This is a genomic window from Streptomyces sp. NPDC055815 (assembly GCF_053616475.1).
Genome location: NZ_JBSHDU010000056.1, coordinates 14,483 through 33,064 on the forward strand (window position 1 = coordinate 14,483; position 18,582 = coordinate 33,064).

13 protein-coding genes are annotated in these 18,582 nt (G+C 73.0%); 3 read left to right on the forward strand and 10 right to left on the reverse strand.

The genetic code is table 11. From position 1 onward, the window contains the following. Positions 1-7 precede the first annotated feature (7 nt). Positions 8-724 (reverse strand): LuxR C-terminal-related transcriptional regulator, encoded by a 717-nt coding sequence (locus ACWGN5_RS29335; RefSeq protein WP_453520631.1) that lies wholly within the window; start codon positions 722-724, stop codon positions 8-10. Then, complete coding sequence (locus tag ACWGN5_RS29340) at positions 721-1,983, reverse strand: PspC domain-containing protein (protein WP_453520633.1); 1,263 nt, start codon at positions 1,981-1,983, stop codon at positions 721-723. Before ACWGN5_RS29340 ends, ACWGN5_RS29335 begins: the two co-directional genes overlap by 4 nt. Positions 1,984-2,139: 156 nt before the next feature. Here ACWGN5_RS29340 and ACWGN5_RS29345 point away from each other — a divergent pair, with 156 nt between their 5' ends. Together ACWGN5_RS29345 and ACWGN5_RS29350 are read left to right on the forward strand one after the other, a co-directional pair. Further along, positions 2,140-3,480: a PspC domain-containing protein gene (locus ACWGN5_RS29345; protein ID WP_453520636.1), complete on the forward strand. Its 1,341-nt coding sequence runs from the start codon at positions 2,140-2,142 to the stop codon at positions 3,478-3,480. After that, positions 3,467-3,727 (forward strand): hypothetical protein, encoded by a 261-nt coding sequence (locus ACWGN5_RS29350; RefSeq protein WP_453520639.1) that lies wholly within the window; start codon positions 3,467-3,469, stop codon positions 3,725-3,727. Before ACWGN5_RS29345 ends, ACWGN5_RS29350 begins: the two co-directional genes overlap by 14 nt. Here the strand turns inward: ACWGN5_RS29350 and ACWGN5_RS29355 are convergent. The 4 genes from ACWGN5_RS29355 to guaA all read right to left on the reverse strand — a co-directional run bounded on the left by ACWGN5_RS29355 (position 3,637) and on the right by guaA (position 8,430). Then, complete coding sequence (locus ACWGN5_RS29355) at positions 3,637-4,086, reverse strand: DoxX family protein (RefSeq protein ID WP_453520687.1); 450 nt, start codon at positions 4,084-4,086, stop codon at positions 3,637-3,639. The two genes, ACWGN5_RS29350 and ACWGN5_RS29355, sit on opposite strands and share 91 nt — an antisense overlap. Positions 4,087-4,509: 423 nt before the next feature. Further along, positions 4,510-5,742, reverse strand: coding sequence for a hypothetical protein (locus tag ACWGN5_RS29360; RefSeq protein ID WP_453520640.1), 1,233 nt, complete (start codon positions 5,740-5,742; stop codon positions 4,510-4,512). 195 nt (positions 5,743-5,937) lie between these two features. Beyond that, a complete protein-coding gene (locus ACWGN5_RS29365; protein WP_453520642.1) occupies positions 5,938-6,726 on the reverse strand; it encodes a class II aldolase/adducin family protein in 789 nt (262 codons plus the stop codon). A 111-nt stretch (positions 6,727-6,837) separates the two neighbouring features. After that, positions 6,838-8,430, reverse strand: a complete 1,593-nt coding sequence (gene guaA, locus ACWGN5_RS29370) for a glutamine-hydrolyzing GMP synthase (RefSeq protein WP_453520644.1) — start codon at positions 8,428-8,430, stop codon at positions 6,838-6,840. A 376-nt stretch (positions 8,431-8,806) separates the two neighbouring features. Between guaA and ACWGN5_RS29375 the strand changes: the two genes are divergently transcribed. Then, entirely contained in the window at positions 8,807-9,112 is a 306-nt protein-coding gene (locus ACWGN5_RS29375; RefSeq protein ID WP_453520646.1) for a chorismate mutase, read from the forward strand. Positions 9,113-9,807: 695 nt separating this feature from the next. Here ACWGN5_RS29375 and ACWGN5_RS29380 read toward each other — a convergent pair. From ACWGN5_RS29380 to ACWGN5_RS29395, 4 genes are all read right to left on the reverse strand, one after another. After that, a complete protein-coding gene (locus ACWGN5_RS29380) occupies positions 9,808-11,613 on the reverse strand; it encodes a GMC oxidoreductase (protein ID WP_453520647.1) in 1,806 nt (601 codons plus the stop codon). A 64-nt stretch (positions 11,614-11,677) separates the two neighbouring features. After that, positions 11,678-13,345: a succinic semialdehyde dehydrogenase gene (locus ACWGN5_RS29385; RefSeq protein WP_453520649.1), complete on the reverse strand. Its 1,668-nt coding sequence runs from the start codon at positions 13,343-13,345 to the stop codon at positions 11,678-11,680. Positions 13,346-13,546: 201 nt separating this feature from the next. Beyond that, positions 13,547-15,253 (reverse strand): protein kinase domain-containing protein, encoded by a 1,707-nt coding sequence (locus ACWGN5_RS29390; protein ID WP_453520651.1) that lies wholly within the window; start codon positions 15,251-15,253, stop codon positions 13,547-13,549. 127 nt (positions 15,254-15,380) lie between these two features. Beyond that, a complete protein-coding gene (locus tag ACWGN5_RS29395) occupies positions 15,381-18,491 on the reverse strand; it encodes a protein kinase (RefSeq protein WP_453520653.1) in 3,111 nt (1,036 codons plus the stop codon). Between the last annotated feature and the right edge of the window lie 91 nt (positions 18,492-18,582).

Genomic DNA, 18,582 nt, shown 5'->3' on the forward strand with positions numbered 1-18,582 from the left:
CTCCGGCTCAGACCAGGCGGCGGGCGGTGGCCCAGCGGGTCAGCTCGTGACGGTTGGACAGCTGGAGCTTCCGCAGCACCGCCGAGACGTGCGACTCAACCGTCTTCACCGAGATGTAGAGCTGCTTGGCGATCTCCTTGTACGCATATCCGCGGGCGATCAGCCGCAGCACCTCCCGCTCCCGCTGGGTGAGCCGGTCCAGGTCCTCGTCCACCGGCGGCGCGTCCGTCGACGCGAACGCGTCCAGGACGAAACCGGCGAGCCGCGGCGAGAAGACGGCGTCGCCCTCCTGCACCCGGAAGATCGAGTCCACCAGATCGGTGCCGGTGATCGTCTTGGTGACATAGCCACGGGCACCGCCCCGGATCACCCCGATGACGTCCTCGGCCGCGTCCGAGACCGACAGGGCCAGGAAACGGACCGGGTTCTCGGGCGCGCCCATCAGGCTCGCGCAGCGCCGCAGCACCTCGACCCCGCCGCCGCCCGGCAGGTGCACATCGAGGAGGACGACCTCGGGGCGGGTCGTGGTGATGACCGTGACCGCCTGGTCGACATCGGCGGCCTCGCCGACGACCTCGACACCGGTGACCTCGGTCCGGCCGATCTCGGCCTGCACCCCGGTACGGAACATCCGGTGGTCGTCGACGAGCACCACCCGCACCCGACGCCCCGCGCCCTGCGCCCCCGCGTCGGCTCCGGCCGCTGCTCCGGTCTCGTCGGTCATCCGTCCGCCCTCTCCATCTCGAGCTCCACTTCGGTGCCCCCGCCCTGCGGCGACCGCAGCCGGGCCGTACCGCCGTTGCGCTGCATACGGCCGATGATCGATTCTCGTACGCCCATCCGGTCCTCGGGCACCGAATCCAGGTCGAAACCCGGACCCCGGTCCCGCACCGACACGAAGACCGTGCGCCCCTCGACCTCGGCGTACACCTGCACGGCCCCTCCCTCGCCACCGTACTTGGCGGCGTTGACCATCGCCTCGCGCGCGGCCTGCATCTGCGCGGTCAGCTTCTCGTCGAGGGGGCAGTCGCCGACGACGACCACCTCCAGCGGGACCCCGTGCTTGTCCTCGACCTCGGCCGCCGCCCGCTTCACCGCCTCCGCGAGGGTCTCCGGCTCCTCGTCCCGACCGGTGCCCTCGGGCTTGTACAGCCAGTTCCGCAGCTCCCGCTCCTGCGCGCGGGCGAGGCGGCGCACCTCACCGGCGTCGTCGGCGTTGCGCTGGATCAGGGTCAGGGTGTGCAGCACGGAATCGTGGACGTGGGCCGCGACCTCGGCGCGCTCCTGGGCACGGATGCGCATGGTCCGCTCCTCCGTGAGGTCCTGCGACATCCGGACCAGCCAGGGGCCGGCGAGCAGGGCTATCCCGGTGAGGACCGCGACCGCGGCGGTGAGGGCCGTCCCGAGCTGGGCGACGGAGCCGCGGACCACCACGAAGACCGCGAGGCCGGTGCCGACCAGCCCGACGCCGACGAGGCCCCGGACGATCTGGAACGCGCGTCTGTGGCGTCCGGCATCGGTCCAGCTGGCCCGGCGGGCGTTGTCGACCTGTCTCCAGACGAGGACGACGCCGACGGCGATGAGGAGGAGGGGCCATATGTAGCGGCCGTTCTCGTTGTCGACGCTGATGTTCCCGACGAGGGCCGCGATGCCGATGCCGAGCGCGATCAGCGCGACGACCTGCCCGCTGTCGGGCTTGCGCAGTCTGCGCCGCCCGTCCGGCGTGGTCTCGAAGAGGGAGCGCGGGGTGGACCGGCCGCCGACGCCGAGCGGGACGACGATCCAGAAGACCGCGTAGAGCACGATGCCGAGGCCGTTCGAGAACGACAGCACCACGAAGAGTGCGCGCACCCAGACGACGGGGAGGCCGAGGTGGCCCGCGAGGCCTCGCGCGACACCGCCGAGCCACCGCCCGTCGGCGCTCCGGTAGAGCCTGCGCACGGGCGGTTCGTCGGTCTCGGTGACACGAGCGGTTGCGGACATGCACCGATCGTCACACGTCCGGCCCGCCCGGGACATCAGGGTCCGCCCTGAGATCGCCCCTGGTACCGACTCGGGGGCGGCGGCCGCTCGAATATCAGGGTCGGGCCAGGGTCGGCCCCGGTGCCGCCGGGCGTCACCGGCCGTCACCATGGAGGCATGACGAGTTCGATGCCTTCGCAGCACGAGGCCCCGCCGCCGGCGGAGGCCGATCCCGCCCCGCCGATCCGGCGCTCGCGCGGAAGCAACGTCGTGGGCGGCGTCTGCGGAGGTCTCGGGCGGCACTTCGACCTCGACCCGGTGATCTTCCGGGTGGTGCTCGGCGTGCTGGCGGTGACCGGCGGCCTGGGCCTTGTGTTCTACGGCTTCGCGTGGCTGCTGATCCCGCTCGCGGGCGAGGAGGACAGCGAGGGACGCAGGCTGCTGACGGGCCGGGTGTCCGGGGCCTCCCTCGCGGCCCTGCTGATGGCGCTGATCGGCTGCGGGATCTTCCTGTCGACGCTGCACAGCGGCCAGCTGCTCGGCTTCACGCTGACCCTGTCGCTCGCGGTGTGCGGGGCGGCGGTCTGGTCGCAGCGGCGGCGGGCCGGCGGCGAGACCGAGGGCAGAGCGGAGTCCGCGACCGGCCTCACGGTCGCCGAGGCGCCGCCCGAGACCAAGGCCCCGCCGATCTACGAGTCCCACTCCTGGTGGCGGGACCCGATCGTCAAGGACGGCTCGACGGGCAAGGTGGCCGTCGGCTACCTGTGGGGACCGCACGGAATCCTGGACGAGGACGGCAAGGTGAACGGCGAGGTGCCGAAGCCGGGCAGTCAGTGGGGTCCCGGACCGTCGGCGCCCGGGCGTCCGACGCCCTCCGTCCGCCGGAGCCCGCTCTCCATCGGGGGGCTCGTCTTCCTCCTCGCCCTGCTCGCGGGCGGTGCCGGCACGGGCCTGACGTGGGACACCCACCCGCTGGGCACCAGCCTGCAGATCGGCCTGGCGGCAGCGCTGGCCGTGTTCGGTCTGGGCCTCGTCGTCAGCAGTTTCCTCGGGCGGACCGGGTTCGGCACGATCTTCCTGACCGTGATCACGGCGGGCCTGCTCGCGACGGCCTCGGCGCTGCCGGACCGGATCTCCACGGAATGGGTCCGTGAGACGTGGCAGCCGGTCTCGGTGGCCGCGGTGCAGCCGGACTACGGGCTGGGCACCGGGGTCGGCACGCTCGATCTCTCCCGGCTCCCGCTCCCGGCCGGCACGACGGTGACGACCCGCGCCTCCGTGGGCGCCGGGCAGCTCAAGGTGATCGTCCCGAAGAGCGCGGTGGTGAAGCTGCACGCCCAGGTGGGCCTGGGCGATCTGCAGCTGCCGGGGGCGCCCCCCGGTGACATCGACATCGCGCCGGACCGTGACGTGACCCGGACGCTCACCCCGCCGGCCGGGACGGCCCCGGCGGGCACCCTGGACCTCTCGCTGGAGGTCGGACTCGGACAGGTGGAGGTCACCCGTGCTGCTTCATGAGTTCCGCCCCGGCCGGCTGCTCGTCGGCCTGACCGCCCTCGCGCTGGCCGCGGTCTACGCGGGCGACGCCGCCGGCGCCTGGACGACCCCGTGGTACGCGGTGGTCCCGCTGCTCTGCGGCGGCCTGGGCACCGCCGCCTTCGCGACCTGGTTCGCCTATCGAATACGGCGCCGTTCGGCGAGGAGCCGGTCCAGCGACAGCACCGGGGCCCCGGCCAGCAGCAGCGGGAGCCAGGACATCAGATAGGCCAGATCGTTGCCGAGGTAGTAGGGCTGCACCTGCCAGCTCACGGTCAGCCAGAGGCTCAGTGAGATCAGGGCGCCGCCGAGCGCCGCCAGTCGGGCGAAGAGACCGAAGAAGGTCCCGAGTCCGACGGCGAGCTCTCCGAAGGCGATGGCGTAGCCGAAGCCGGTCGGGTTGTTGAGGGCGAGGTCGACGAGGGCGGGGATCGCGGAGCTGTCGCGGACACCGCGCATCATCTCGCCGATGGAGCCGCTGCCGGTGTCGGCGAAGAAGGCGGAGTCGGTGAGCTTGTCGAGTCCGGCGTAGACGAAGGTGACCCCGAGGAAGATCCGCAGCGGAAGGAGGGCATAGCGCGAGGCGATCGACCTCCACTGGTCGAAGGTCGCCTTCCGCTCGACGAAGCGCCCACCGTCACCGGCGCCGTCGGTGCCGTCGGCACCCCGGGCCCTGCCCGGGGAGGCGTCGGCCCTGCCCGAGGGACCGCCGGCCCTACCCGGGGAGGCGTCGGCCCTGCCCGAGGGAGCGCCGGCCCTGCCCGAAGCGGAGGAGGCGTCGGTCCCGCCCCGGGAGCCGGCCCTGCCCGGAGAGGCGTCGGCCCTGCCCGAGCCGTCGGCCGCACCCGGGGTCCCGGTGCCGCCCGGGTCGTCGCCCCGGTCGTCGCTCGGGTTGTGCGGTCGGTTCGTCTGTCCCGTCATCGTCGGTCACCTCTCCACGCCCCGTACGACAGTTCGCGGAATGATTCTCCTCGCACCGGAGGCCCGGGACACGGGAAAGGGGCCGGGGGTTCAGTCCACGACGTCGATCGTGACCCGGTTGGTCTCCACGCCGGCCGCCGTCACGACCGAGACCTCCACCCGGCCCGGTTCCACGTCCGCCGGGAGGGGGACGGTCAGGGACGCGTCGGTGGGGTTGGCGAAGCCGCCCGGGACCGGGACCAGCGGCACGTGGGCGTGGACGGGGCCGATGCGCACGACGAGACGGGTCAGCGGGTCGGGGGCACCGGCGCCGGGCGGGACGAATCCGCAGCCGCGGATCTCGATGTCGTCGCCCGTGCGGATCGGGGCGTCGAGGTCGCCGGCCTCGCGGGAGCGGACCACGGAGTGGATCGTGGGGCGGACGCCCTCGGTGCACTTGGCGGCCAGGTACCAGGCCGCGGAGACGCCGAGGAGCAGCACGAGGGACCAGGGCACGTCGGGGAGCCGGTCGGGGTCGCGGGCCAGGCCGACCGCGGCCAGGGCGAGGACGGCGCCGGAGACGAGGAGGTACTGGACGTCGGCGAGGGCGGCACGGCCGCTGTCGTCGCAGACCAGGTCGGCGGCGCGCGGGCGGTCGGCGCGCACCTTCTGGAGACGGCCGGCCGTGATCCCCCGGGCGACGACGAGACGGGCGGTGACGGTGACGGAGGTGACGAGGGCGAGGACGGTCAGCAGGCCGGCGCCCCGGGCCAGACCGAAGGCGGTCGCGCCCGGGGAGCGGAAAGCGAGGAAGAGGAGGGTGTAACCGAGGAGGAGGAGCCAGCCGGCGGCGACGGCGCGGGTGGTGGAGAGCCGGTTGTCCTCGCCGATCAGCGGGGCGAGGAGACCGCCGCGGGCCCGGTGGGCGTGGGCGGCGGCGCTGAGCAGGACGGCGAGGACCACGGCGGTGCAGAGGCCGGCGGTGCGGGCGCCGGTCCAGCCGCCGTCGATGGCGGTGAGGGCCTGGCCGAGGAGGAGGGCGAGGACGGCGCCCCAGACCGCGCCCAGACCTCCGCTCCGTACCCGGTCGAGCCAGGCGAGCCCGGCCTCCCTGCCCCGTACGGCCACGGCGCGGGCGGACTGGGCGAGCTCGTCGGAGACCCACTGGCGGGCGGCGACCGGGGAGTGGGCGACGGCCGCGGGGACGCCGTGGCCGGCGGCGAGCTCGTCGCGCCGGGCCAGGAAGGCGGCGACGGCCCGCCGGTGCCCTGCCTGCCCGCAGTGGGCACAGCCGGCACAGGCCGTCGCGTGCTCGCCGTACTGTCTCGCCTCTTGAACCGCCACGGTGCCCACTCCCGAGCTCACGAGCTCACTTCACGGCCCGCTTGGATGCGTCCGGGCGTGCCCCCGCAGGGTCAACCACCCGTTTATTCCACGGAATTGTGCCGTACCGGCGGCTCCCGCGCCTGCCGCGTGCGCCCCGCCGGAGAGTGATTGCCGCGCCATCTCATTGACGTACAGAAGGGTGAGGCGATGGTGTTACGACAGGAGTTCGGGGTCCGTTCGGCTGATCCGGCGCCAGAGGGGCTGGTAGTTGATCCAGGCGACGAGGTCGCTACCGAGCTGTTCCCGGGTGGCGACGGCCTCGCGGTGGTCGATGAGCACCGGTTTGCCGGCGGCCCGCGCGGCCATCTGGACCTGGGCGCAGCGTTCGAGGGCGATGAACCACCAGGCGGCGGCGTCGACGGAGGTGCCGACGGTGAGCAGCCCGTGGTTGCGGAGCACGATCGCCTTGAAGTCGCCGAGGGCGACGGCGATCCGGCGGCCTTCCTCGGCGTCCACGGTGACGCCGGTGTAGGCGTCGTAGAGGGCGTGGTCCTGGTAGAAGGCGCAGGCCTCCTGGGTGATCGGGTCGAGGAGTTCGCCGAGCGCGGCGAGGGCCCGCCCGTGGACGGAGTGGGTGTGGGCGACGGCGACGGCGTCGGGCCGGGCCCGGTGGACCTGGGCGTGGACGGTGAAGGCGGCCTGGTTGACGTGGTGGCCGCCGCGGAGGACCTGTCCGTCGCCGTCGACCAGGATGAGGTCGCTCGCGGTGAGGTCCTCGAACGGCGCCCCGAAGGGGTTCACCCAGAAGCAGTCGGGGTGCTCCGGGTCGCGGGCGGTGATGTGGCCCGAGACGCCCTCCTCGTACCCGAACCGTCCGAAGAGCCGGAGCGCGCCGGCGAGCCGCTGCTTGCGGTGGGTGCGTTCCTCCTCGGCCGTCGCGTGGACGGGCGGCAGGGCGAAGTGGAGCCGTTCGACGGGGACGGGGTCCGGTATCACGCTCATGCGCCGGAAGGTAACGCCCGGCCGGTCAAGTCACCAGAGCCAGGACGTGAACACGACGAAGCCGCCGCCCCGGACGAGCGGGGCGGCGGCTTCGACGGTGTGCGGGAGGGATTACTCCCACTCGATGGTGCCCGGCGGCTTGCTCGTGACGTCCAGGACGACACGGTTGACGTCGGCGACCTCGTTGGTGATGCGGGTCGAGATCTTGGCGAGCACCTCGTAGGGCAGGCGCGACCAGTCGGCCGTCATGGCGTCCTCGGAGGAGACGGGGCGCAGCACGATCGGGTGACCGTAGGTGCGGCCGTCGCCCTGGACGCCCACGGAGCGGACGTCGGCGAGCAGGACGACCGGGCACTGCCAGATGTCGCGGTCGAGGCCGGCCGCGGTGAGCTCCTCGCGGGCGATGGCGTCGGCCTCGCGCAGCAGGTCCAGGCGCTCCTTGGTGACCTCGCCGACGATGCGGATGCCGAGGCCGGGGCCGGGGAACGGCTGGCGCTGGACGATCTCCTCGGGCAGGCCGAGCTCCTGGCCGACCATGCGGACCTCGTCCTTGAAGAGCTGCCGCAGCGGCTCGACGAGTTCGAACTCGATGTCGTCGGGGAGGCCGCCCACGTTGTGGTGGGACTTGATGTTGGCGGTGCCGGTGCCGCCGCCGGACTCGACGATGTCCGGGTAGAGGGTGCCCTGGACGAGGAACGCGACCTCCGGGCCCTCCTCCTGGAGGATCTCCAGCTGCGCCTGCTCGAACACGCGGATGAACTCGCGGCCGATGATCTTGCGCTTGGTCTCCGGGTCGGAGACGCCGGCGAGCGCGGTCAGGAAGCGCTCCTGCGCGTCGACGACCACCAGCTTGGCGCCGGTGGCGGCGACGAAGTCCTTCTCGACCTGCTCGGTCTCGTTCTTGCGCATCAGGCCGTGGTCGACGTACACGCAGGTGAGCTGCGAGCCGATGGCCTTCTGCACGAGCGCGGCGGCCACGGCGGAGTCGACGCCGCCGGAGAGACCGCAGATGGCGCGCTTGGTGCCGACCTGGGCGCGGATGGCCGCGACCTGCTCCTCGATCACGTTGCCCGTGGTCCAGCTCGGCTCGATGCCGGCGCCGCGGTAGAGGAAGTGCTCGAGGATCTGCTGGCCGTGCGTGGAGTGCAGCACCTCGGGGTGGTACTGGACGCCGTACAGCTTCTTCTCGTCGTTCTCGAAGGCGGCGACCGGCACGACGTCCGTGGAGGCGGTGACGGTGAAGCCCTCGGGGGCGGCGGAGCAGGCGTCGCCGTGCGACATCCACACCGACTGCTCGACCGGGGTGCCCTCGAAGAGGGTGGAGCCGGCCTTGGAGACGTGCAGCGGGGTCCGGCCGTACTCGCGGGCGCCGGTGTTGTCGACGGTGCCGCCGAGGGTCGTCGCCATCAGCTGGAAGCCGTAGCACATGCCGAAGACGGGGACGCCCGCCTCGAAGATCGCGCGGTCGAGGCGCGGGGCGCCCTCGGCGTACACGGAGGACGGGCCGCCGGAGAGGATGATCGCCTTCGGGTTCTTGGCCAGCATCTCGGCCACCGGCATGGTGGACGGGACGATCTCGCTGTAGACCCGCGCCTCACGGACGCGACGGGCGATGAGCTGGGCGTACTGGGCGCCGAAGTCGACAACGAGGACTACGTCCGGGTTGGAGACGTCGGGCGCGGCAGCGGGAGTCGCTGATGACACTACGGCGGCCTTCCGGCGGTAGGAGAGGTTCCCTCGTGAGGTCCCCTGGCGGTTCCCGTGGGGTCCCTGAGGGTTCCCTCGAAAGGGGGGCTATTTGTCGATTCTACCGGCGCGCCGGTGTCGCTTTTCGTCTCACCATCCGAACCCGGGTTGTCCCGGGGTGCGCGAAGGGGTCCATACTGTCGCCATGCGCAAGCACCCGACCTTCGTCTTTACCTATGGCAACCGGCCCACCGGCTGCCATGGTCGTGCTGCTTGAGCAACTGACAAGCGACTTCCCAGGCGCCCCGGGCCGACAAGGCCCGGGGCGTTCTGCTTGTCTCCGGGCGATGTCGCCCCGGGGCTCCAGGACCCGACACCACAAGGAGCCCCCGCCATGACCACGAACACCGCGACCACGAAGACCATCACGGAGCAGACCGGCGCCCGCACGGACGAGGCGGCGACGCTGATCGGCGACGCCCGTGAGCGCATCGACGCCCTCGACGACCGGATCATCGGCCTCATCCAGGAACGGATGGCCGTCTCGGCCGTCATCCAGGAGGCCCGGATCTCCTCCGGCGGCCGCCGGGTGAACCTGGCCCGCGAGATGGAGGTCCTCGGCCACTACAGGGACGCCCTGGGCAAGCCGGGCACGTCGCTCGCGATGACGATGCTGGAGCTGTGCCGGGGCCGCATCTGAATCCGGTGAGGCCGACAGGCGAATCCGGTGAGGTGAATCCGGTGAGGCCGACAGACGAATCCGGTGAGCCGGGCAGACGAATCCGGCGGTTCCGGCCGACGCGCCCGGGTGGGCCCCCGTACCCGAGTTCGGTCGTGCTCTCACCCGTACGGCGCGTGACCGGTTCCGGCCGGGCTTCGTTGGTCCGGGTGTCCGTGCCAGCCAGGGGCGGGCCCGTAGAAACCACGCGTGGCTTCGCTGGGGCGTGTGGCGTACCTCTCGGGTACGTCGTGGGACCTCGCACCAGCGCGCGTGACCGGACAGCAGGGGACAGCAGCCCGGTCACCCAGAAAGGGCGGTCGGTCCCGGGGACGCCCGGGGCCGGCCGCAACCGGCCGATCTCCCGACCCTCCCGTCCCCCGATCCCCCCGATCCCCTCCCCCTCGCGGCGCAACCCCCCGGCGCCGCCCCGCTCGGCACCGCCGCTGCCCTGACACCGGTGCCGACCTCAAGGGCCCCGCGCCGCGACCGGAATCGCGAGCGCGGGGCCCTTCTTCGCACCCGACACCAGAACGTGACGCGCGTCACACGAAGATCCTGTGCAACCGCTACAACCAATCGCGGGGGCGGAAGGTCATCTATGCAGCAACACCAAAGCTGGAAGGGCGCTGCACTCGGAGGGGGGTGCAGCGCCCTTTCACGTGAGCCGGTGCGGATCAGTCCTTCTTCGGCGGGACCGCCGGCATCCCCAGGAACGGCAGCCGCAGGGCGCCGAAGGCCTCGGACGGGACGGCGGGGGACTTCGGCTCGACCGCCGAGAGCCGTACGTACGCCTCTCCCTGCCGCGGGCGCGGGTCCTCCTCGCCCTTGTTCGGCCAGAAGGACATGGCGCGCTCGGCCTGGGCCGTGATCGTCAGGGACGGGTTGACGCCGAGGTTGGCGGAGACGGCCGCGCCGTCGACGACGGAGATCCCGGGGTGGCCGTAGAGCCGGTGGTACGGGTCGATGACGCCGGTCTCGCCGTCGGCGCCGATCGGGCAGCCGCCCAGGAAGTGCGCGGTCAGGGGGGTGCCCATCAGCTCGCCGACGTTGGAACCGGCGAAGCCGTTGATCTCCTCGGCGAGGAGGGTGGCGGCCCGGGTGGCCGCCTCGATCTGTGTCGGGTTGGGGGCGCCGTGGCCCTGGCGGGCGGTGAGCAGGCCCTTCCCGATGCCGCCCGGCTTGCGGAAGGTGGTGAGCGAGTTGTCCAGGGACTGCATGACGAGGCCGATGATGGTCCGCTCCGACCAGCGGCGGTTGGACAGCGAGCGGGCTGCGAGCGTGGGGTGCTTGACCAGTTCGAGCAGCCACCTGCGCACCCGGTGCGCGCCGTACGGCACCTGGAGGACGGTCATGCCGCCCATGGAGTTGGAGCCCTTGCCGTAGCGGACCGGCTCGATGTGGGTGTTGTCGTCCGGGTGGATGGACGAGGTGATCGCGACGCCCTTGGTGAAGTCGACCCGGTCCTTGCCGTGCCGCTTGCGGTAGCGGCGGTCGGTGGTCTGCGAGCCGACCAGCGCCTCGGAGTTCGTGCGGGTCAGCTCGCCGAGCCGGCCGGAGACGCGGGGCAGCAGCCCGGTGTCCTTCATCCGGTGCAGCAGGGTCTGCGTGCCGTACGTACCGGCGGCGATGACGACCTTGCGGGCGGTGAAGGTCCGGCCCGCGCCCTTCTTCTTGTTGTCGGTCGGGAGGGTCTTGACCGCGTAGCCGCCCCGGGAGTCCTCGGTGACCGCGACGACGGAGGTCATCGGGTGGACGACCGCGCCCGCCTTCTCGGCGAGGTAGAGGTAGTTCTCGTTGAGGGTGTTCTTGGCGCCGTGGCGGCAGCCGGTCATGCACTCGCCGCACTCGGTGCAGGCCTTGCGGGAGGGCCCCGCGCCGCCGAAGAACGGGTCGGCGACCTCGCCGCCCGGCTTCGCCTTCGCCGTGCCGTCGCCGTCCTGCCCGTCCCCGAAGAACACGCCGACCGGCGCCATGTGGAAGGTGTCGCCGATCCCCATCGCCTGGGCCGTGGCCTTCAGGTGCACGTCGGAGGGCGTCATCGTCGGGTTGAGGCGCACGCCGAGCATCCGCTTGGCCTGGTCGTAGTAGGGCGCGAGCTCCGCACGCCAGTCCGTGATGTCCTTCCACTGCGGGTCGTCGAAGAACGGCGCGAGCGGCTCGTAGAGGGTGTTGGCGTAGTTCAGGGAGCCGCCGCCGACGCCCGCGCCGGCGAGGACCATGACGTTCCCGAGCAGATGGATGCGCTGGATGCCGTACAGGCCGAGCGTCGGCGCCCACAGGAAGTTCTTCAGGTCCCAGGAGTTCTTCGGCAGCTCGTGGCGTGCGAAGCGGCGCCCGGCCTCCAGGACGCCGACCCGGTAGCCCTTCTCGGTGAGGCGGAGGGCGGTGACCGATCCGCCGAAGCCGGAGCCGACGACCAGGACGTCGTAGTCGTACGCGTCGTCCTCGTCCTGATTCTGGGCAGGGGGTACCGCGGTCATGGCTCTCCTCGCAACGAAAAGGTGGGGAAGGGAAGGGCGTCGGCGCGGGCGCGGCCGAAGGGCGTCAGCGCAGGCGCAGGGCCTTCATCGCCTTCAGGGACACGCTCATGAACGCGGCGTACTTCTCGTCGTCCATCCCGAAGGACGGCGCGAGCGGGATCAGCCGCTGCTGGGCGACGGTCTGCGCCTCGGTGTACTTGAGGATGCCCTCGGAGCCGTGGCGGCGGCCGAGTCCGGAGTCCTTCATGCCGCCCATCGGGGACTGCACGCTGCCGTACGCGGGCGCGTACCCCTCGTTGATGTTGACGGTTCCGGTGCGCAGCCGGGCGGCGACGGCGTGGCCGCGGCGCGAGTCCTTCGTCCAGACGGAGGAGTTGAGGCCGTACGGGGTGGCGTTGGCGAGCTCGACGACCTCGTCCTCGTCGGTGAAGCGGTAGACGGAGACGACCGGGCCGAAGGTCTCCTCGCCGCAGACGGCCATCGGGGCCTCGACGCCGTCGAGGATGGTGGGCTCGTAGAAGAGGGGGCCGATGTCGGGGCGGGCGACGCCGCCGGCGATGAGCGTGGCGCCCTTGGCGACGGCCTCCTCGACGTGCTTCGAGACGGTCTCCAGCTGCCGCTCGCCGACGAGGGAGCCCATGTCCGCGCCGTACGCGAGGGAGCTGCCGAGGCGCATGGCCTTGGTGCGGGCGGCGAAGCGCTCCAGGAAGGCGTCGGCAACCGACTCGTGGACGTAGAGGCGTTCGATGGAGATGCAGAGCTGTCCGGCGGAGGAGAAGCAGGCGCGGACGGCGCCGGCGGCGGCCTTCTCGATGTCGGCGTCCGCGAGGACGAGCATCGCGTTCTTGCCACCGAGTTCGAGGGAGACGCCGACGAGCCTGGCCGCGGCGCCCTGGGCGACCTCGCGGCCGGTGCGGGTGGAGCCGGTGAAGGAGACGTAGTCGGCGTGCTTGACGACCTCGGGACCGACGACCGGGCCCTCGCCGAGGACGACCTGGAAGACCTCTTCGGGGAGTCCGGCCTCGATGAGCAGGTCACGGGCCCAGAGGGCGGTGAGCGCGGTCTCGGTGTCGGGCTTCATGACGACGGCGTTGCCGGAGACGAAGGCGGGGAGCGCGTCGCCGACGGAGAGTTCGAGGGGGTAGTTCCAGGGGGCGATCTGGCCGACGACCCCGCGCGGCTGGCGCAGCTCGGTGACCTTGGTGAGGGTCGGCACGACGCCGGTGTGGCGCTTGGCGCGGAGGTAGGAGGCGGCCTTGCGGCCGTAGTGGCGGGCGGCGACGGCGACCGCCTGGACCTCCTCGTGGGCGTGCAGGCGGGCCTTGCCGGTCTCCAGCTGGATGAGGTCGAGGACCTCGGCCTGCCGCTGGAGGACGAGGTCGTGGAAGCGCAGGAGGACGGCGGCGCGGGCCCTGACGGGGGTGGCGGCCCAGACGGCCTGGGCGGCACGCGCGCGCGTGAAGGCCTCGGCGACGTCCTCGGGGGTGGACTCGGGCAGGTCAGCCAGCTTGTCCCCGGTGAAGGGGGTGTGGTTGGCGGTCCGGCCGGAGCCGACGACTCCGCGCGTGAGCCGGGCGACCAGCTCGGGCGTGACGACGTCGGCGGCGGTCCGCGCCCCGGCGGGCGCGGGCGCGACCGGGTTGGTCGCGCCGGCGGGGGCGGCCGGGCGGGCCGCCTCGGCGGCGGTGTCGGCGGGAACCGTGAGGGCGGCGGGGGCCTGCGAGTCCGTCATGAGGGCGAGCGTAGGCCGCGTTCCGACCTTTGGGTACCCGTCGGTAACGCGTTTTCACCCTCTCCGCACATCGCGCCAGCGATCACTGGCACATAAGCCCTGATCAGGGGCTTACGGCCATCCTCGGAGCCGTGCGAGGAGTTTTTCCGCGCCTCGGTCCGCGCCTCGGTCCGCGCCTCGGGCCGTCCCTCGGTCCGCGCCTCACTGGTCCGGTGCGCGCCAGTGCTGGACGACGATGTCGAACTGCTCCCGGGTGGTCTCCCAGCTCGACTCCGGCGAGGACATGTAGATGGCGTACTCGGTGCCGTCGTCCTCGTAGTACATCTGGTCGATCGCGTGCCGCGGCCCGGGGAAGGTCTTCTTCTCGGTCCAGGTGAACTCCCACAGGCAGGAGCGCACCTGATCGCGGTAGGTGGTCTGGAGGAGCTTGACCCGGTTGTAGTCCATGCGCTTCCCGAGCTGCCGCTCCAGGTCGATGGCGTGCATGTACGGGTTCTCGAAATCGGGGCTCTTGTCGATGCTGATCCGGATGCGGTGGCGGCCGTTGTCCGGGGTGTAGTCGATCTGGTCGCGCTCGGTCTGCCGCTTCCAGCCGTCCGGTACGAGGAGGCTGAAGCCCTCCGGGTCCTCGACGCGGTGCCAGCCGGCCGGGATGCCGTCCCCGGCTCCCTTGGTGGCGGGTGCGGTCGCCGGGGTGGTCCGGCCGCCGTGGCCCTGGTCGTCGCGGTCGCCACCCGCGTAGTTCATGGCGGCGAAGACGGCACCGCCGGCGACGACTCCGGCGAGCAGCGCCGCGAACACGGCCGAGCGCCAGCGGCCACGGCCTGAGGACGGCGGCGAGGAGGGGACGAGGGTGGGATGCGATGTCCGAGGCTGGTGCGGTACGGAGGACGGCTGCGGCTCCTGGGCCGACTGGGGCCACTGCGCGGTGACCTTCGGCGTCCCGCCCGCCAGGATCTCCGTACCCGTACCGTCCGCCTGCCGGGCCTCGCGCGCCGCCGAGTCCAGCTCCTCCCTGGCCACGCGCTGGGTCGGCACGTACGCCTGGGCCGCCGCCGGCGCACGGCCCTCCATCGCGTCGAGGAGCATCCGCTCGGCCTCGTCCGCGCGCGGCCGCTGCGCCGGGTCCTTGCGCAGCAGGGCCACGATGACGGAGGCCAGCGGCCCCGCCTTCGCCGGGTGCGGCGGTTCCTCCGTCACCACGGCCTGCATGGTGCTGATCGGGGAGGTGCGGCGGAACGGCGAGGTGCCCTCCACCGCCGTGTAGAGCGTGGCGCCGAGGGACCAGAGGTCGGAGGCGGGGCCCGGATCGCCGCCCTGTACCCGCTCGGGCGCCAGATAGTCGATGGAGCCGACGATCTCGCCCGTACGGGTGATCGTCGAGTCGCCCTCGATCGCCGCGATCCCGAAGTCCGTGATGAGGACGCGCCCGTCGCGCGCGAGCAGCACGTTGCCCGGCTTGACGTCCCGGTGCAGCACCCCGGCCGCGTGCGCGGCCCGCAGCGCGCCGACGACGTGCAGCCCGATCCTGGCCGCCTCGCGGGGCTCGATCGTGCCGGCCTCCTTGGCGGCGTCGGCGAGCGAGGGCCCGTCGACGTACTGCATGACGATCCAGGGCCGGTTGTCGTGCTCCAGGACGTCGTGGACGGTCACCACACCCGGGTGCGTGATCCGCGCGGCGGCCCTCGCCTCCTTCTGCGTACGGGCGTGCAGCACGAGCCGGTCGGCCTCGGCCACGAACCGGCCCGCCGTCAGCTCCTTCACCGCCACCACACGGTGCAGCACCTCGTCGTGCGCGCGCCAGACCTTGCCCATGCCGCCGCGGCCGATGGACTCACCCAGCCGGTAGCGACCGGCGAGCAGAAGCCCCGACCCTGTGCCCTGAGAAGCGCTCTGAGAATGTTCCACTTGCCCCCGCCCGTTCCTTCTGATGCCAGGTTACGGAGGGGGGTACGGGCGGCGGAACCTCGGGGCCGTCATAGGAACAGCACTGTGACCAGGGGCCGGTGGGACATTCGTATCAGCGTCCCGGACGTCAGCGCCCCGGACGGAACCCCTTCGTGGCCTGCTCGTAGATCTCCGACACCTTGTCACGCTCGCTCTCCGGCCCGATGACCTGGACGACGTGGTACCGACCGCCGTCGATCAGGGCGAGATTGCGTACGAACACCTCGCGGCCCGTGCTGTCCGGCCAGGTGTAGAACCCCTCGGCCGTCGGCGTCCGGCCGATGTCCACCCGGCGTGTCTTCTCCACCCGCGACCAGCTCGTCGCACGGTAGGGCGCCAGCTCGCGCTCCTTGCTGTTCTGGTACTCCAGCGGGTCCGAGCCGTTGTCCTGGACGCTGTCCCGGCCGGGGACGACGATCAGCGTGAAGTCGCCGCTGGTGTAGCGCACTTGCCCGGCGTCGTTGATCGGGCTGCGCCGCCACCCCTTCGGCACCCCGATCCGGAAGCCCTCGGGGTCCTGGCGCAGTTCGTACCCGGCGGCGAGCGCGGGGGCCGAAGTGTCCGCGGGGGGCGGGGTGGTGGCCGGTCCGGTCGACGGCTTCGCCGACGGTTCGGCCGACGGTTCGGCCGACGGTTCGGCCGACGGCTTGGTCGACGGCGCCGCGGACGGCTTCGTGCTCGCCGTGGCCTGGGCGGTCGGTCCACCACCGGGCTGCTCGCCCCCGCGGGGCATGAACAGGACGGCGTACGCGACCGCCCCCGCGAGCAGCAGGAGGACGAGGATCAGGAGCGTACGGCCCAGGGAGCGCGGGGAACCCGGCGTACGGGAGGCCGATGGGCGCGCGGAGGACCGGGGGGCGCGCGGGGCGCGCTGCGGGATCTCCTCGTCGAAGTCCTCGCGGAACGCCTCCCGGAAGCCTCCCCGGGACTCGTCGCGGAACTCCTCAGGGAACTCCTCGCGGTAATCCGGCTGTACGCGCGCGTGGCCGTACTCCTGGTCGTGCACGTGGTCGGGTTCGGGGCCCCGCGAAGCCTCGTGCCGGGTCGCCGGGCGCGGGTCCTTGCCGCGCTTGTGGCGGCCCGCCCGCGCTCCCCCGCGCCACCGGCGCACCAGCTCGCCGCGCCGGCGCACGATCGGCAGCCGCGCCTCGTCGAAGGACGGCAGCGGTACGACCCCGAGCCCGGCCTCCGGCTCCGGCGCCGAGCGGACCATGGAGCGCAGCCAGCCGCGCAGCTCCTCGAAGTCCGGGCGCTCGGTCGGGTCCTGACGCAGCAGCGACTCCACGACCGGGCGCAGCGGCCCGCACTCCTCGGCGAAGGCCGGCGGCTCGGCGCAGACCAGCTGGACGAGCTCGGCCGCGCTGTCCTCGGGGTACGGGGCATGGCCCTGGACCGCCCGGTAGAGGAGCGCGCCGAGCGCCCACAGGTCGGTCGCGGGGGTGATGGGCGGGGCGAGGCGCCAGTTCTCGTGCACGGGTCCGGCCTGCTCGGGCGCCCAGCGCTCCGTCACGGCACCGACGACCGCGATCCGCGTCTGGCGGGCCCGTTCGGCGGCGAGCCGCGTGGTCGGACCGCGGTGCGCCTGGGCCGGGATCGCGAGCGGCGCTTCCTCCCGCGGGGCGGCTTGCGCCGGAAGCCGCGCGGGATCCGGGGTCGCCGGCGTGTACCCGGCGGGCAGCGCCGGACGCCCCGAACCGGGCAGCACGGAACCCCCGCCGGCCGGGATCGGTCCCGAGCCGTCCCGCGAGGCGTGCGGACCGTCGCTCCAGCTGCCGGCCAGCATCGCGCGCGGCGGCGGGCCGGCCTGCGGGCCACCGCCGTACGGCTCGTCGCCGTCGTCCTCGTCGTCCTCGTCGTCCACCACCCGGGCCCACCACTGCGGCTCGGGCGCGCCGGACGCCTGTGCCGTGGGCGGCGGGGGCGGCTCGTGCCCCTCCGGCGGCGCGGGGCGCTGGACGGGGAGGGCCCCGGTCTCGCCGAGCTTGGCGGCGGCCCGCGCACCGGCCCGGTACGCGGCGATGGCCCCGGCCCGCGCGGCCCGCACGTCGGCGGTGGGCGGCGTGGCGACGGGCTGCGTCTCGGCGGCGGCCGGCATGGCCCGCCCGTAGGGGTCGGCACCGTAGTCCCCGTACGGACCGGTGCCCGTACCGGTGTCGGTGTCGTCCGGGTCCGGGGCTCCGTCGGGTTCGGGCGCCGCCGCGTCCAGCTCCTCGTCCACCTCGGCGCCGTAGGCCTCGGCGCCGTAGGCCTCGGGGCCGTACGCGGCGGACTCGGACTCGTAGTCGTACTCGTACTGGTCGACGGGCTCCAGCGCGTAGGGCTCACGCCGGTACGGCTCGGGCGCGTAGGGCTCACGCTCGTACGACTCAGGCCCGTACGGCTCCAGCTCGTACGACTCGGAGCCGTACTCTCCAGCCCCGTACTCCCCCGCCCCGTACTCCCCCGCCTCGTACTCCTCAGGCGCATACGGCTCGGCCACGTGCTCGACCGGTCCGGCTTCCTCCGGCTCGTAGGCCTCGGGCTCGTAGGCCTCGGCCTCGTGGAGTTCGGGCTCGTGGAGTTCGGGCTCGGCGGCCGTGGGCGGCGCGAACGCGTCGGGCTGTTCCGGGACCGGGGCGTAGCCGCAGAGGGCCTCCTCGGCGGCGCCCACCGCGAGGCCGCTGAGGACCACGCGGCCGTCGTCGCAGACGAGCACGGTCCTGGCGGTGATGTTCCGGTGCACCCAGCCGTGGGCGTGGAGGGCGCGCAGGGCGGTGAGGACGTCGGCGCCTATCTCGGCCGCGCGGTACGGGTTGAGGGGCCGCTCGGCGAGGAGCGCGGCCAGCGGTCGGGCCGCCACGCGCTCGCTCACTATCCACAGCGAGCCGGCCTCGGCGAAGACGTCGAAGACCTGGTCGAGCAGGGGATGGTCGGGGATCTGCGCGGCGGCCTGGGCCGCCTCGATCGCGCGGCGCACGACGGGCTCGGCCGGCCGGCGGGTGGCCGGGCCCGCGCCGCCGTAGGGCCCGGCGGGACCGCCCCGGCCGTCGAGGACCTCGGCGTCGACGAACTCCGGCAGCGGCACCTGGCGGACCAGGACCTCCTGCCCGCTGTAGGTGTCGAACGCGCGCGTCTCCACCGGTTCGTACGCGTCGGCGTCCGCCGGTGGCAGCGGCAGGCGGTAGCGGTCGGCGAGCACCCTTCCCGCGTAGTCGTCCACGACGCCTCCCCCGCGCGCACGCTGTCCCCCGTGGTCCCGCGGATCCCTCGGGATCGGGCGGGATCACGCAGGTCTCGTCAGTTCCGGTCCG

Excerpts from the sequence above, each read along its gene's own strand:
- ACWGN5_RS29335 (WP_453520631.1), bottom strand. The coding sequence starts at position 724 with ATGACCGACGAGACCGGAGCAGCGGCCGGAGCCGACGCGGGGGCGCAG.
- ACWGN5_RS29340 (WP_453520633.1), bottom strand. The coding sequence starts at position 1,983 with ATGTCCGCAACCGCTCGTGTCACCGAGACCGACGAACCGCCCGTGCGC.
- ACWGN5_RS29345 (WP_453520636.1), top strand. The coding sequence starts at position 2,140 with ATGACGAGTTCGATGCCTTCGCAGCACGAGGCCCCGCCGCCGGCGGAG.
- ACWGN5_RS29365 (WP_453520642.1), bottom strand. The coding sequence starts at position 6,726 with ATGAGCGTGATACCGGACCCCGTCCCCGTCGAACGGCTCCACTTCGCC.
- ACWGN5_RS29375 (WP_453520646.1), top strand. The coding sequence starts at position 8,807 with ATGACCACGAACACCGCGACCACGAAGACCATCACGGAGCAGACCGGC.
- ACWGN5_RS29380 (WP_453520647.1), bottom strand. The coding sequence starts at position 11,613 with ATGACCGCGGTACCCCCTGCCCAGAATCAGGACGAGGACGACGCGTAC.
- ACWGN5_RS29385 (WP_453520649.1), bottom strand. The coding sequence starts at position 13,345 with ATGACGGACTCGCAGGCCCCCGCCGCCCTCACGGTTCCCGCCGACACC.